Origin of the sequence: Xanthobacter sp. (genome assembly GCF_041911315.1) — a bacterium.
In the GTDB taxonomy this organism is placed as follows: domain Bacteria; phylum Pseudomonadota; class Alphaproteobacteria; order Rhizobiales; family Xanthobacteraceae; genus Xanthobacter; species Xanthobacter aminoxidans.
Genome location: NZ_JAYRPE010000071.1, coordinates 44,578 through 59,063, shown reverse-complemented (window position 1 = coordinate 59,063; position 14,486 = coordinate 44,578). Strand labels below are relative to the sequence as shown.

Here is a 14,486-nt window from a genome sequence, read left to right as displayed (position 1 = left end):
CGGTCCCGGGGCGGGCGTTCAGGTGAGTGCGAGCAACCGGGCGAGGGCCTGATCGTCGGCGAGGGCGGCGGCCTTTTCCTTAGGCGAGAGCCCCGTCAGCGCCTCCGCGCGCGAGCGCGCATCCTCGATCTTCGCCCGCGCGACGAGGCGATCGGGGCGGACATCGCCGGGCAGGCGCTTGCCCTGCGCGGGCAACGCATTGCGATGGAAGGCGAGGAGGTCGGGATCGCCGGCAAGGTGCGCGACGGCCTCCGCCGGACCGTCGGTTCCGGCGAGGGCGGCGCGCAGGTCCGTGGCCGAGCGCAGGACGGCCGGAGGGGTCTTCGCCTCCGGCGTTTCCAGAAGTCCGCCGGGACGGCGCGGACGGCTGGTCCACACCGCGAGCGGCACTGCGGTGAGAAGTCCGAGGATCACCGGCGACATCCACGCCATCAGCGGCCACGCGATGGCGGCGGTCGCGGCCGCAAAGCCGAGGCCGAGGAGCGTGTGGGGCCAGAAGTGCCGGAACGCCTCCCGCCAGCCGAGGCTGCCGTCGTCCCGCCGCTGCGGATTCCACCCGCCGTCCCGCCCCATGAGGATGCTCACCACTGCGAAGGACTGGGACACCATGGTCACCGGCGCCATGAGGCCCGAGAGCAGGATCTCGCTGATCATGCCGAGGAAGGTCCGCCCCGCGCCGCCAAAGCCGCGTCGCGCCGTGCCATCACCGAGCATCAGCGCGAAGGCGATGAATTTCGGCATCAGCAGCACCGCCATGGTGGCGCCGAACACCCAGGCCGCGCGTACCGGGTCCTGCGCCGGCCAGACCGGGAACAAAGCGAAGCCGGAGGGGAAATAATCCGGCGGCACGAAGCGCGCCTGAAGGGAGGTGAGAAGGCCCGCCAGCAGCATCAGCAGCCATAGCGGCGCCGAGACATAGGAACCGATGCCGGTGAGCAGATGAATGCGGCTCGCGAAGCGGAGCCCGCGCACCGGCAGCACGGCCGCGTGCTGGAGATTGCCCTGGCACCAGCGGCGGTCGCGCACGGCCAGATCGGTGAGGGAAGGCGGCCCTTCCTCGTAGCTGCCGGGAAGGCCGGCCACCATGTGGACGCCCCAGCCTGCGCGCACCAGCAGCGCCGCCTCCACGAAATCGTGGCTCAGGATATGCCCCCCGAACGGCTTGCGCCCCTTGAGGTGCGGCAGGCCCGCCGCCTCGGCGAAGGCGCGGGTGCGGATGATGGCGTTGTGGCCCCAGTAATTGCTCTGCGGCCCGTGCCACCAGGCAAGTCCGTGGGCGATGAGGGGGCCATAGAGGCGCCCTGCGAATTGCTGGAGCCGGGCGAACAGCGTGCGCCCGCCGACGATCACCGGCAGTGTCTGGATGAGCCCTGCATCCGGACTGCGCTCCAGCGCGTGGGCGAGGCGGACCATGCAGTCGCCGGTCATCACGCTGTCGGCGTCGAGGATGAGCATGGCTTCGTAGGCGCCGCCGAAGCGAGTGACCCAATCGGCGATGTTGCCGGCTTTACGGTCCGTGTTCTGCGCGCGGCGGCGATAGAAAAAGCGGCCGCCGGTGCGCCGGCGCAGGGCGAGGAAGGCGGCTTCCTCCGCGACCCAGACATCCGGATCGGTGGTGTCGCTCAGGATGAACACGTCGAACAGGCCGGCGCACCCGGTCGCCTCCAGCGAGCGCCATGTGGCTTCCAGGCCGGCGAAGACGCGGTTCGGCTCCTCGTTGTAGCAGGGCATGAGGAGGGCGGTGCGGATGGTCGGGGCGGGCAGGGGCGCGTCCGGGTCGATGCCGAGCGCCTTGCGGCCCGACAGGAGGCTGATGGCGCCGCCGAGGGCATTGGTGAAGGCGAGGGCGATCCACGCGAAGAGGACGACGAACAGCACCAGAACCGCGTATTCGAGGTAGGTCAGCCCGCCCACGTCGAGCACCTTGTACATCTCGTAGGCGGCAAGGCCGGTCAGCGCGATGGCCCCGCCGAACACGAAGACGCGGCGCGCGATAAGCGCTGCGCCGAGCCGCGTCCCGGACCTGACCTGCTCCGGCCTGCGACGGAAATCCTGCGCCGGCATGGCGAGGGGCGCTTCGGGCGGCAAAGCGGGCTCCGGGGCCTGGCGCGTGGCCGGCCGGGCGTGCGCTAGGGCGTCCATCGATAGAGCCAGGTTTCGGTGAGGGGCACATCGCCCTTCATGAGACGCGCCCGCAATTCCGAGAGGTTCGCGCCCTTCGGCTCGAAGGCGAAGGAGAGACGGGCGCCGGAGATTTCCGGATTGGGCTGGAGCACCACGTCGCGGACCTCTCCCGCGCTGGCGGAGACATCCAGCCGGATGCCGTCCGGCGTCAGCCCCGCCATGGGGCCGTCCACCAGATCGATGACGAACAGCCGCCGCTCGTCGGTCCCACCCGCGCGCGTGCCGGCCACGCGGCCGAGGGCCGGCGGGGTGGGCATGTCCCACGTCCAGTGCAGGCGATAGGTGTAGGTGTATTCGCTGCCCTTGCGCAGGGCGTCCTTGGGGCGCCAGAAGGCGACGACGTTGTCGTGGACTTCCTGCGGCGTGGGGATCTCCACGAGATGCACCGCGCCTTCGCCCCAGTCGCCGATGGGCTCCACCCACACGCTCGGCCGCTTCTCGTAGCGTGCTTCCAGATCCTGATAGTCGAAGAAGGAGCGCTGGCGCTGCATCAGGCCGAAGCCGCGCATGTTCGAGCCCGAGAACACGCTGATCTGAAGCCGGCCGGGATTTGAGAGCGGCCGCCAGAGCTGTTCGCCCGTGCCGTCGGTGATGGCGAGGCCCTCGGCATCGCGGACGGCGGGGCGGAAATCGTCGAAGCCCGCATGATCGGCCGGGCCGAACAGGAACATGCTGGTGAGCGGCGCGATGCCCGCCTCGGTCAGGTCCGTGCGGGGGTACAGTGCCATCTCAACGGTCATCACGGTCGCATCGCCGGGGCGGATGGTGAAGCGATGGGCCGCCGTGGCGCTCGGGCTGTCGAGCAAAGCGTGGACGACGATGGAGGGCACGTCCGGTCGCGGCTGCTCCACATAGAAGGCCTTGAAGACAGGGAATTCCTCGCCGGAGGCCGATGCCGTCTTCACAGCCAGACCGCGGGCTGAGGTGCCGTAGCCCTGCCCCTTGGCGACGGCGCGGAAATAGCTCGCGCCCTGAAACACCGCGATCTCGTCGAGATAATCGGGGCGGTTCAGCGGTCCGTGCAGGCGGAAGCCGGAAAAGCCGAGGTCGGTGCCGGGCTGGGGCGTCTTCAGCCCGTGCTCGAAGCGGAACAGGCCGGGATCGTAGGCGATGCGCCGTGCCCGCCCCTCGGCCACCACGAAGACATCCACCTGATCGCGGAACAGGAAGCCTCGATGCAGCAGCTGCATCTCTAACGGCAGCCGCTGGCCGCGCCAGATCGAACGATCGGCGTTGAAACGGATGTTGCGGTAGTCGTCATAGCTGAGCTTGTCGAGCTCCGCCGGCAACGACTGGTTGCCCTGCTTGAAGGGCTTGGCGGCAAGCTGGCGCGCCGTGTTGCGTACCGTGTCGGCATCGAACCGCTCGCCCTCCTGGGCAAGCGCGGGATGAGCTGCGGCGGCCTGAAGAGCCGAAAGCGCAGTCGCACCCAGCATGAATGATCGGCGGTCGAGCAATGCGTCCCTTCGCCCCCGGATGTTCGGACATGCCTCTACGGCATCTCGGAAGGAAGGCGCGAAGGCGGGGCCGGGTTCCACGGCGGGAGCGCGACATTGGGTCTCGCAGGCGGGAGCGGCGGGCAACGGCGGTGCTGGAAAGAACCGCCGCCCCGGTCCTAGCGGCCTTGCGTTCCGGTCGGAACTGCCGCGTCGGCGAGGGCGCGGATGCCCGGCCGGTAGGCTTTCCCCGTGGGGCCGGTGGGGAGCGCGGCCACCACATGGATGGCGTCCGGCACCTTGAACCGCTCGATGCGCGCCGCGCACCACGCGCGCAGTTCATCGGCAGAGGCACCGCTTCCCGTCCGCAGCACCACGGCTGCATGGAGCGCCTCGCCGAGGCGCGGGTCGGGCACGCCAGCGGCGAGGGCCTGGGCGACGGCGGGATGGGCGCACAGCACCGTCTCGATCTCCGCCGGGGCGATCTTGTTGCCGCCGCGGGAGACGATCTCTTTGATGCGGCCGACGATCTCCACGCACCCATCCGGCCGTCGCCGTGCCACGTCGCCGGTGCGGCAAAAGCCATCCCGGAAGGCGGTCTGCGTGAGGTCGGGATTGTCGAGATAGCCGATCATGCCGAAGGGCGTGCGGATGAGCAGCTCACCCGCCGCGTCTGGCCCCGCGCCCGTGGCTCCGGCGGCAGGATCGTCCGAGATGAGGTAGTCGATACCCGGCGTCGGCCGGCCGATGGAGCCGCGCCCCGTCTCCGCGTCCGCCGGCCTCAGGCAGAAGTCGCAGGAGCCGGTCTCGGTGAGACCGTAGAGGTCGAACACGCCGGCACCGGGCAATTGCGTCGCGATCGCCCCGGCCAGATGCGTTCCCAGCCCTTCGCCGCCGGTGAGGATGGTGCGCAATTGCGGTGCCGCCACCTCGCCCTCACCGAACAGGGTGCGCAGCATGGAGGGGACGGTCGCGAGCACGGTGGCTTCGCCAAGACGCGCCTTGAGGCCGGCGGGCGTGAACTTGCCCACCAGTTCGAGCCGCGCGCCCGTCTTCAGGGAGAGCAGCGCCACCCACAGGCCGAAGATGAAGATGAGCTGGAGCGGCAGCACCACCTTGTCGTTGGGCGTGAGGGCGAGCAGATCCTGAAGCGCATCGAGCTTTCCGGCGAAGCGGTCATGGGCAAGCACCACGCCCTTGGGCTTGCCGGTGGAGCCGGAGGTGAAGACAATCAGCGCCGCGCCGTCGAGCAGTGGTCGGGCCGGCGGCGGCGTTTCCGCAAGGCGCGCCACGGTGCCGTCCGCCACGAGGAACCGGGCGCCGGTCTGCTCGAGGATGGTGGCACGGGTCATCTCGGCCGCGCCAGCATGGAGTGGCACCGCGACGCCGCCCGCCTGCCAGACGCCGAAGAAAGAGGCGAGGTCCGCGGCGCGATTGGCCACGGCGACGATCACCGGCTCATCCGGCGCGAGCCCATCCGCGCGCAGCTGCGCAGCGAGGCCGGAGGTAGCAGTACGCAGGGCGTCGGCGGTGTGAGCCGCGCCGCCGTCCTCGGCCACGGTGCCGGCCGCTTCGTCCAGGATGCGGCAGAGCGCGCCCGTCTTCGCCATCACGGCCTCCTCAGCCTTCGCGGGTCGGGAAGCGCGCATCGCGCCAGGCGATGGCGGCGCGCAGGCCCTCGCGGCGGGCGACATCGAAGAAGGCGATCTTGTCGGCCGAGCCGGCGCCCTCGATGGAAAGGTCGATCTCCAGCGCGCTCTCCAGCGCCTGCAACATGCCCTGCGTCTCCAGTGCGCGGTTGAGGGCGCGCTTGGTTTCCTTCACGAGGCTGGGGTCGATGGCGCCGATGTGCCGGGCGATGCGCAGCGCCTCGTCCTCCAGCCGGTCGGCGGGAACGACGCGGTTGATCATGCCGATCTCGGCCGCGCGCTGCGCGCTCACCCGGTCCTCGCCGAGCCGGATGATTTCCTTGGCGATCTTGGGGCCGACGATCCACGGCAGCAGCATCACCACGATGCCGGCGCCGAACTTCAGCTCCGGCTCGCCGAAGAAGGCGTCTTCCGAGGCGATGGTCATGTCGCAGGCCAGCGCCAGCTCGCAGGCGCCAGCGAGGCAGGCGCCACGCACCATGGCGATGGTGGGCTTCGGGCAGTGCCAGAAGCGCATCACCGTGTCGAAATCCTTGCGCAACACAGGCCGCCACGCATCGACGCCCACCGGGCGCGCCTCCATCTGCGCCTTCAGGTCGAAGCCGGAAGAGAAGGCATTGCCAGCGCCGCGCACGATCACCGCCTTCACGTCCGCATCCGCCTCGGCGCGGTCCATGGCGGCGTTGATCTCGCCCAGCATCTCCTGGTCCAGCGCATTGGCGCGCTCGGGCCGGTTGAGGGTGAGGAGGGCGATGCCGTCGCGGGTTTCGTAAGCGATCTTGGTGAAGGTCATGAAAGCCTCGTGGAGAGGGATCAGCGCCGCCCGCCGGCCATGGCAGCGGCTTCCGGCCGGAGCCGCAGGCGCAGCATGGCGAGGACGCCGAGGAAGGGGCCGATGGCGAGAATGAGGAAGGCGAAGCGCCAGCCGAACGCATCCACCGCATAGGGCAGGAGGTGGATGCTCACCAGCGTGATGAGGAAGCCGACGCAGGTCTGTACCGTCAGCATGGTGCCGATGAGGCTGCGGTCGGACAGCTCCGTCACTGCGGCGGAGAATTGGGCGGAATCGGAAATCACCGTCACGCCCCACACCAGCGCCAGCGGCAGCACCAGCCAGAGCGAGGCCCCGAACAGGAAGCCGATGCCCGCCGCGCACAGTCCGCTCACCGCCATGGACAGAGCCGTGACGAAGGTCCGCCCCAGCCGGTCGGCCGCGAAGCCGCCGCCGAGCGCGCCCACGGCGCCGATGGCGACCACGCAGAAGGTGGCAAGGCGCGGGTCGAGGGGCGGGGCATCGCCATAGCGCGCAGCGAAGCTCGCGGCGAAGAAGGCGCCGATCCACGCCCACATGGCGTAGAGTTCCCACATGTGGCCGAAATAGCCGAGATTGGCGAGCCGGAGCGCCGGCCGACGGAACGCATCGAGGGCGTTGGAGAGCTTCAGCGGCGGCGCCTTCGCATGGTTGGGGCCGACCTTGGCGAAGCGGATGAGGAGGGCGGCCACCAGCGCGCTCGCCGCCGCGCCCGCCACCGGCGCGCGCCAGTCCAGCCCGCCGACCGCCGCCATGGCGTGGGGCGAGGCCGAGCCCAGCGTCAGCGCCGCCACCAGCATGCCGATGAGCAGGCCGAGATCGCCCTTGGCCCAGGTGGCCGCGAGCTTCATGCCCACGGGATAGACCCCCGCCATGCACATGCCGGTGAGAAACCGCAGCAGCGGCACCGCCGGATGGGTGGGCTCGAACAGGAGGATGGCCCCGTTGGCCAGCGCCGCGACCAAGGCCGCGACCGAGAAGAGCGTCCTCAGATCGGCGCGGTCCGCGAGGGAGAGCAGCGCGCTGAGGAGGGTGCCGGCGACGAAGCCTGCCTGCACGGAACTGGTGAGCAAAGCCTCCTGAAACGGCGACAGGCTCCACTGCGCCCGGATCGCCCCCAGAGAGGCGGTGGTGGCGAACCAGGTCGCCATCGCCGCCACTTCCGCGACCACGAGGATCGCGAGGGAAAAGGCCTTGCCGTCCGTGCGGGCGGCTGTCGCCGGCGCTGTCACCTCAGCCGGCCTTCTTCAGCATCGGGCAGGCCTCGGGCGACATGGGGCGGAAGGCCTCGTCGCCGGGGATGGTCGCCACCAGCTTCAGATAGTCGTAGGGGCCCTTGGACTCCTCCGGCGTCTTCACCTGCCACAGGTACATGTTGTGGATGGTGCGGCCATCGGCGCGGATGTGGCCCTTGCCGAACAGCGGGTCGTCGGTGGGCATGGCCTTCATCTGTGTGACCACGGCGGCGCCGTCATGGGCCTTCGCCTTGTCCATGGCGGCGATGGCCTTCATCCAGTGCAGCGTGGCGGCATAGGTGCCGGCCTGGTTCATGGTCGGCATGCGCCCATTGTTGCGCGCCCCGAAGGCCTTGCCGAAGGCGCGGGTGCCGTCGTTCAGGTCCCAGTAGAAGGCGTTGGTGAGCATCAGGCCCTGCGCCGTCTTCAGGCCCAGAGAATGGATATCTGACAGGAAGATGAGAAGGCTGACGAGCTTCTGCTTCTGCGACAGGCCAAACTCCGCGGCCTGCTTCACCGAATTGATGGTGTCGCCGCCGGAATTGGCCAGCGCCACCACCTTCGCGCCAGAGCCCTGCGCCTGGAGGATGAAGGAGGAGAAATCCGAACTCTGGAACGGTGCCAGCGCATGGCCCAGCACCTTGCCGCCGTTGGCCTTCACCACCTCGGCCGCGTCGCGCTCCAGCGCATGGCCGAAGGCGTAGTCGGCGGTCAGGAAGTACCAGGAATCGCCGCCCTGCTTGATCATGGCGCGGGCGGTGCCGTTGGCGAGCGCCCAGGTGTCGTAGGTCCAGTGCACGGTATTCGGTGTGCAGGACTTGGCGGTGAGGTCGGACGTGCCAGCGCTCGCAACCAGGAACACCTTGTTCTTGTCGCGGCTGATATCGGCGACGGCGAGGGCCACCGAGGAGGTGGGCACGTCGACGATGGCGTCCACCTTGTCGAGGTCGTACCAGCGCCGCGCGACGGAGGAGCCGATGTCCGCCTTGTTCTGGTGATCGGCGGAGACCACTTCCACCTTGAAGCCGTGCTTCTCCGGATTGAAGTCCGCGACCGCCATCTGCGCGGCGGTGACGGAGCCGGGGCCGGCGATGTCGGAATAGAGGCTCGACTGGTCGTTCATGACGCCGATGCGGAACGTCGGCAGATCCTGAGCTGAGGCTGTGTAAGCGGTCGTGATCGGGACGGCGACGGCGCACGACAGCACGGTCGCCGCTACGAGGGCAGCGCGCATTTTTTCTCTCCCGGCGTTTCCAGTGTCTTCTTGTGCCGCGGCATCTCCGTCCGCGATCTGTGGAACCAAAAGGCTCATTTGAAGATTTGTCAAACGAATAATTTTTAGGTTGATTTGAAGCCGCCGATCTGAGACCAAGGGGATGACCACAGGCGTCCCCGGAACGGATCAGATGGAACCGAGCTACGGCCAGATCGTCACCACAAGCGCGGCGAGCCAGATCGCCGATCAGCTCCAGCAGGCCATCATGGACGGCCGGCTGAAGGTGGATGAGCGCCTGCCGACCGAGGAGGAGCTGGCCGCGCAGTTCGGCGTCTCGCGGCCCACCGTGCGCGAGGCCCTGAAGCGGCTCGCCGCGCGCCACCTCATCCGCTCCCGGCGCGGCCCCACCGGGGGAACCTTCGTCACCGGCCCGTCGCCGGAGGAGCTGGCCACCAGCCTCGGCACGTCCGTCACGCTCCTCGTCGCCACAGGCGGCGTTTCGCTGGAAGAAATGGCGACGGCGCGGCTGGAGATGGAAGCCGTCTGCTGCCGTCTCGCCGCCCTGAACCGCACGGACGCGCACCTTGCGGCGCTGGAGGCGGAGATCGCCCTGCAGCGGACCGCCAGCCTTTCGGATCAGGATTTCTGCGCCTCCGACGTGCGCTTCCACCGCACCATCGTGGACGCGGCGGGCAATGCCCTGCTGCGCTTCCTCATGAATGCGGTGGTGGAAGCGCTCATGCCGGTGAGCAACATGATCATCTTCCGCGTCCGCGACCGGACCGAGATCGTCGCCCACCACGAGACGCTCCTCGCCGCGCTGCGGGACCGCGACGGCGAGGCGGCGGTGGCCGCGCTCGGCGGTCTCGTGCGCTACATCCGCGCCCAGTACGAGAAGGCCGAAGAGGCCCGCAAGGCCATCCGGCCCTGAGCCGAGGCCCCTGATCCGCGCCTGCGCGGTCCACGCACATCACAGGGAAACGTCCAATGAGCACCGAGACCCTCCGCGCCCTCATGGCGCGCAAGACCGACGCCGGGCAGGCCATTGCCATCGAGACCATCACCGAGGCCGATCTGCCGGCCGGCGACGTGACGGTGGACGTGGAATATTCGTCCTTCAACTACAAGGACGGCCTCGCGCTGAAGGGCATGAGCCGCATCCTTCGCGCGCTGCCCATGGTGCCGGGCATCGATTTCGCCGGCACGGTGCGCGCCAGTGACAACCCCGCCTTCGCCCCCGGCGACAAGGTGGTGCTCACCGGCTGGGGTGTCGGCGAGAACTGGTCCGGCGGCTTCGCCGAGCGGGCGAAGGTGAAGGGCGAGTGGCTGGTGAAGCTCCCCGAGGGCCTCACCGCGCGCCAGGCCATGGCCATCGGCACGGCCGGTCTCACCGCCATGCTGTGCGTGGATGCGCTGGAGCGCTATGGCATCGCGGCGGGTGGTGATGTCCTCGTCACCGGCGCGGCCGGCGGCGTGGGCAGCGTCGCGGTGCGCCTGCTCTCGCGCCTCGGCTACAAGGTGAGCGCGCTCACCGGCCGTCCGGCCGAGGCGGACTTCCTGAAGAGCCTCGGCGCCACCGATATCGTCGATCGCGCCACCTATGCCGCCGCGGGCAAGCCGCTGGCCGGAGAGCGCTGGCACGGGGCGGTGGACACGGCGGGCGGGACCATTCTCGCCAACGTGCTCGCCGCCACCCGCTACAACGGCGCGGTGGCCGCCTGCGGCCTCGCGGCGGCGACGGATCTGCCGACCACCGTCTTCCCCTTCATCCTGCGCAACGTGGCGCTGCTGGGCGTCGATTCCGTCAACTGCCCGACCCCGCGCCGTCTCGCCGCCTGGACCCGGCTCGGCAAACTCCTCACCGAGGCCGATTTCGATCTCGTCACCCGCGAGGTCACGCTCGAGGACCTGCCGCAGGTGGCCGAAGACATCATCGCCGGTGGCGTGCGCGGGCGTACGGTGGTGCGCATCTGAGCGGACAAAGCGGGCGCGCTGCGATGGCGCGCCCGGCCGCGACGTTGGCCTTCATCTGGTCCCGGTCGCGCCCGGCGGCCACTTCGTTTTCGACGCCGTGCCACAGGGGGCGCTGTGGAGGCTGAAGCTGGGGCTTTGAGCTTGCCTCAGCGTCAGGCCGGCATGACGACGACCTTGGTCTTGACCGGCGTCTTTTCGTAGAGGTCGATCATGTCCTGGCTGAGCAGGCCCACGCAGCCGCTGGTGACGCCGGTGCCGATCGACTCGGGGTCGCTGCTCGCATAGATCGTGTAGAGCGTATACTGCCCGTTCTGGTAGAGGTAGAGCGTGCGCGCGCCGAGGGGATTTTCCAGGCCGCCCGGCATGCCGTTGGCCCATTTGGCCGCTTCGGGCTGGCGCTTGATCATCTCCTTGGGCGGGGTCCAGACCGCCCACTCGCCCTTGCGCCCCACATAGGCGTCGCCGCTCCACAGGAAGCCGGCGCGGCCCACATTGGCGCCGTAGCGGGTGGCCTTGCCCTCGCCCTCGACGCGGTAGACGTAATAATTGCTGGGATCGACGATGATCGTGCCGGGCGCTTCATTGCTCTCGTAAGCGACGGTCCGGCGGTAATATTTGGGGTTGACCTTGCTGATGTCCGGCGCGGGAATCGGGAATTTCTCGTTGGGCATCGGCCCATAGAGCTTCTGCGCCTCGGCAAGGCTCATGACATCCGACGAGCAGCCGGCCAGCCCGAGCGCGCCGATGCCGAGGGCAGAGCCGAGCAGGAAAGAGCGGCGGCTGAGAGCGCCGGACCCGAGCCCGGACATGGCAACTTCGTCCCTCATGATGATCTCGCAGTGTCCCTTGATCCCGTTGCCGACGGTGTGTGCGCACCAGACGCAACCGTTAAGCATTTTTCGGCGCGGACTTTGCCGCCAAGCGGCGCGGCTGGCAAGCGGCAGCCTTCGCCAGGCAGGGCAGCCATGCACCAGAGACGCCAGCATCGGCGCCGTTTCAGCCAAGCTGCGACGGGGGCGGGGAGAGGGTGTCCAAGCGTGAGGTGCGGCAATTATGCCCGTCGCCGTCCCGGATGCCGCGGCGCACCGCCGGCGGGGATCACGGGCCTTGCCCCGAGCTTTGGCGGGTCTTGCTGCTTCAGGTCTTGCTGCTTCAGGTCTTCCTGCTTCAGGCCTTGCGGCGGCGCTTGGGCGGCGGCGCGGCGGGAGCTTCCCGTTCGCTGGCCTCGCGCAGGGCCCGAAGCCGCGCGCTCTTCTCGCGCACCGCTTCCAGTTCGCCCTTGTTGCGCTCCATGGCCCGCTCGATGGATTCGTCCAGCTGGCGGCGGCTCTCGGCGCTGGAGAGCGTGTTCTGATGTGTCGTGATTGGGGTCATTCCGAAGGATATCATGATCCGGGTCGAAGCCCGAGAACTAAGATTTGAGAAAAATGGATAAAGAAAAAGGCCCCGCCTGTTCAGGCGGAGCCTTTCTTGAATTCATGATGCATTAGTCCAGCGGCCAGTACATCCGTGGTCCGCCGGAGCAATGTCACGCGGCCTGGAGATTCCCGGCCGAATTCTTTCCGGACTTGTTGTCCCGGACGATGTCGAACTGGAGCTTCTGGCCTTCGGCGAGGCCCTGCATTCCAGCGCGCTCGACGGCCGAGATATGCACGAACACATCCGCGCCGCCGTTGTCGGGCTGGATGAAGCCGAAGCCCTTGGTGGCGTTGAACCACTTCACGGTGCCGATATTCATGACGATTTCCTTTCAATCGCGCGTAGGAGTTCCGCCCGAGAGGTCGAGCAGAACAAGAGTTAGAAATTGAAGGGAGGTATCGTCAGACGCGGCTTGGCGTCAGAAAATCAGCCGTCAAATTCAGACAAACGGAACATAGGGGGCTATTGTGTTGATAGCAAGGCCTGGATTTATGTCCGGCCAGCTTCTCTGTTCGCCGCCTCTATTTCTCCGCCTATATTTCCCCGGGATGGCGAAGTTCGGATTCGCGAGCGATGCGCTCGAACGCCTCGTTCTCGCCCTTCACGCGATAGCTCGGCTCGCCCTTGTCCTGAGGCATGATGCGGACGATCTGGAACCGCCCTTGCGGCGATCGGAAGCCCGCAATGAACTCAACCCAGCCATTGGCGTTAAATTTCGTAACCATGCTTTTCCTTTAGCACACTTTCTCGCCCAGGCGTGCTCAATTCTCGTTCAGATGAGAGATTTATCGGACAGTTTTAATCACTCGTCCGAGCATGTTCATGATAGGATTGAAACGGTTTCGATGCCGAGACCGAAGGAGCTGCCATGAAAAAAGCGTGCGTCTTGATCTGCCTCCTCTGGGCAGGTGCATCACCCGCTTGGGCGAACTCCCCCGTCATGACACTGGATTTCACATGGATCGGAACGACCCTGTGCGCGCCGCGGCCAAGCAGCCCGGAATTCCAGGTGGATAATGTCCCGTCCGGGACGGCACGGCTGCGGTTTGCGCTGATGGGGCCCAGCGGACGTGAGCTTGGCGGGGCCGACGTGCAGCTTCCCGCTCGCGGAGCCATCCCCAAGGGCGCTGTCTCCTACCGGTCGCCTTGCGTCGGTGGGATCTACACCTGGACCGTTGAAGCCATCGACGCCGAAGGCAAGCTCCTCGCCTCCGCCAGCCTCGCGCGGCCGTTCTACTGAACGCGGTCGAGGGGCCGGGGCAATGTGCCCCCGGCCCTCTGACGGCTGCAGGGATCAGCGGCCGGTGAAGGTCGGCGTGGTGCCGGGTGCCGGGCCGCGGGCGTTGGTGGGCCGGACGCGGCGCTTGGGGGCGGCGATCAGGCCTTCCCACTGGGCCTTCTTCCGGGCGGCCTTGCGATGCCGGCGGATCGCCTCGTCATGCTCGCGCGCCTTGCGCTCGGAAGGCTTCTCATAGGCCCGGCGCTGCTTCATCTCCCGGAAAACGCCCTCGCGTTGCATGCGCTTCTTGAGAACCTTGAGGGCCTGCTCAACATTGTTGTCTCTGACGAGAACCTGCAAAAGATATCCAATCTGAAGGTCGTCCCGGGTCCCCGGCCAGATGTCTGACCGCTCGCCCGGATGCCGGCCGTGGCCGGTGTGTGGTGAGTGTAGAGCGATATGGCCGCTAAAGCGATGCGCCCGATTGCGTCATCGCCTCACGGGGCTTCCGGGGCTTCGACGGTCAACACCTTGAAGGAGGTGAGCGTCGACGGGCCAAAGGATGTCACGAGCGCCACATCGGTCGCGTCCCGCCCCCGCGCCATCAGGATGCGGCCGATGCGCGGCGTGTTGTGCCGGGCGTCGAACGTGTACCACCGCCCGCCGAGATAGACCTCGAACCAGGCGCTGAAGTCCATGGGCGCCGGATCGGCGGGAACCCCGAAGTCGCCGAGATAGCCGGTGCAATACCGGGCCGGGATGTTCATGCACCGGCACAAAGTGACGGCGAGATGGGCAAAGTCGCGGCACACGCCCTGCCGGCTGGTGTAGGCGTCGAAGGCGGTCTTCAGCGGGCTGGCGTGGGCATAGTTGAAGACGATGTGGCCGTGGACGAAATCGCAGATCGCCTGCACCAGCGGCCAACCCTTGGGCAGGTGGCCGAACTGCGACCAGGCGAACGCGCTCAGGCGATCGGTCTCGCAATAGCGGCTCCCCAGAAGGAAGAGGAGCACGTCCACCGGCAGGTCGCCGAGGGCATGCTGGGGCGCGTCGGGTACCACGACGTCGGGCAGCCCACTATCGCGGATCTTGAAGTCCGTGCGCATGGTGAGCCCGCCGGCGGGGGCGGAGATGACGTGGCAGAAATTGCCGAAGCTGTCGTGATAGGTGTTGGCGGGAATGGGCGGGTCGAACATCACCCGGTCCGGATTCAGGAGATCGGTGATCCGGGAGGGATGGACACTCAGGGTGAGAATCATGGGTGTCGGCTGCGGGCAGCCGTAGGTAATTTCGTAGCCGGCGTGAATCAGCATCTGGGCCTCAGCTCTGTGCGGACATGGCCC

General features: G+C 67.9%; 15 protein-coding genes. 3 read left to right on the top strand and 12 right to left on the bottom strand.

Annotated features, from left to right (window positions below; genetic code table 11):
- Positions 1–18: 18 nt before the first annotated feature.
- From mdoH to ACE3QW_RS20465, 6 genes are all read right to left on the bottom strand, one after another.
- Positions 19–2,142, bottom strand: coding sequence for a glucans biosynthesis glucosyltransferase MdoH (gene mdoH, locus ACE3QW_RS20490; protein ID WP_374253638.1), 2,124 nt, complete (start codon positions 2,140–2,142; stop codon positions 19–21).
- Positions 2,130–3,620: a glucan biosynthesis protein gene (locus tag ACE3QW_RS20485; RefSeq protein WP_374253636.1), complete on the bottom strand. Its 1,491-nt coding sequence runs from the start codon at positions 3,618–3,620 to the stop codon at positions 2,130–2,132. The genes mdoH and ACE3QW_RS20485 overlap by 13 nt, the downstream gene beginning before the upstream one ends.
- A gap of 179 nt (positions 3,621–3,799) precedes the next feature.
- Positions 3,800–5,230 carry a class I adenylate-forming enzyme family protein gene (locus ACE3QW_RS20480; protein ID WP_374253634.1) on the bottom strand — a complete coding sequence of 477 codons (1,431 nt, stop codon included), beginning with the start codon at positions 5,228–5,230 and terminating at the stop codon, positions 3,800–3,802.
- Positions 5,231–5,240: 10 nt separating this feature from the next.
- Positions 5,241–6,062 carry an enoyl-CoA hydratase/isomerase family protein gene (locus tag ACE3QW_RS20475; protein ID WP_374253632.1) on the bottom strand — a complete coding sequence of 274 codons (822 nt, stop codon included), beginning with the start codon at positions 6,060–6,062 and terminating at the stop codon, positions 5,241–5,243.
- Between the two features lie 20 nt (positions 6,063–6,082).
- Positions 6,083–7,312: an MFS transporter gene (locus ACE3QW_RS20470; protein ID WP_374253630.1), complete on the bottom strand. Its 1,230-nt coding sequence runs from the start codon at positions 7,310–7,312 to the stop codon at positions 6,083–6,085.
- A 1-nt stretch (position 7,313) separates the two neighbouring features.
- Positions 7,314–8,549 carry an ABC transporter substrate-binding protein gene (locus ACE3QW_RS20465; RefSeq protein WP_374253629.1) on the bottom strand — a complete coding sequence of 412 codons (1,236 nt, stop codon included), beginning with the start codon at positions 8,547–8,549 and terminating at the stop codon, positions 7,314–7,316.
- Positions 8,550–8,721: 172 nt separating this feature from the next.
- Between ACE3QW_RS20465 and ACE3QW_RS20460 the strand changes: the two genes are divergently transcribed.
- Positions 8,722–9,462 (top strand): FadR/GntR family transcriptional regulator, encoded by a 741-nt coding sequence (locus ACE3QW_RS20460; RefSeq protein WP_024278116.1) that lies wholly within the window; start codon positions 8,722–8,724, stop codon positions 9,460–9,462.
- A gap of 56 nt (positions 9,463–9,518) precedes the next feature.
- The gene (locus tag ACE3QW_RS20455) at positions 9,519–10,505 is read left to right on the top strand and encodes an MDR family oxidoreductase (protein ID WP_374253627.1); all 987 of its coding nucleotides are present in this window, start codon (positions 9,519–9,521) and stop codon (positions 10,503–10,505) included.
- 152 nt (positions 10,506–10,657) lie between these two features.
- Here ACE3QW_RS20455 and ACE3QW_RS20450 read toward each other — a convergent pair whose 3' ends face one another.
- The 4 genes from ACE3QW_RS20450 to ACE3QW_RS20435 form a co-directional block, all read right to left on the bottom strand.
- A complete protein-coding gene (locus ACE3QW_RS20450; protein WP_029554955.1) occupies positions 10,658–11,332 on the bottom strand; it encodes a L,D-transpeptidase family protein in 675 nt (224 codons plus the stop codon).
- A gap of 340 nt (positions 11,333–11,672) precedes the next feature.
- Positions 11,673–11,879: a hypothetical protein gene (locus ACE3QW_RS20445; protein ID WP_024278119.1), complete on the bottom strand. Its 207-nt coding sequence runs from the start codon at positions 11,877–11,879 to the stop codon at positions 11,673–11,675.
- Positions 11,880–12,033: 154 nt separating this feature from the next.
- Positions 12,034–12,243 (bottom strand): cold-shock protein, encoded by a 210-nt coding sequence (locus ACE3QW_RS20440; RefSeq protein ID WP_024278120.1) that lies wholly within the window; start codon positions 12,241–12,243, stop codon positions 12,034–12,036.
- A 214-nt stretch (positions 12,244–12,457) separates the two neighbouring features.
- Positions 12,458–12,649 (bottom strand): hypothetical protein, encoded by a 192-nt coding sequence (locus ACE3QW_RS20435; RefSeq protein ID WP_024278121.1) that lies wholly within the window; start codon positions 12,647–12,649, stop codon positions 12,458–12,460.
- Positions 12,650–12,864: 215 nt separating this feature from the next.
- Between ACE3QW_RS20435 and ACE3QW_RS20430 the strand changes: the two genes are divergently transcribed.
- The gene (locus ACE3QW_RS20430; protein ID WP_029554954.1) at positions 12,865–13,164 is read left to right on the top strand and encodes a hypothetical protein; all 300 of its coding nucleotides are present in this window, start codon (positions 12,865–12,867) and stop codon (positions 13,162–13,164) included.
- Between the two features lie 54 nt (positions 13,165–13,218).
- On the opposite strand, the gene rpsU is transcribed toward ACE3QW_RS20430, so the two are convergent.
- Positions 13,219–13,503, bottom strand: a complete 285-nt coding sequence (gene rpsU, locus ACE3QW_RS20425; RefSeq protein WP_024278123.1) for a 30S ribosomal protein S21 — start codon at positions 13,501–13,503, stop codon at positions 13,219–13,221.
- A 137-nt stretch (positions 13,504–13,640) separates the two neighbouring features.
- The gene (locus tag ACE3QW_RS20420) at positions 13,641–14,456 is read right to left on the bottom strand and encodes a transglutaminase family protein (protein WP_029554953.1); all 816 of its coding nucleotides are present in this window, start codon (positions 14,454–14,456) and stop codon (positions 13,641–13,643) included.
- Positions 14,457–14,486: the final 30 nt, after the last annotated feature.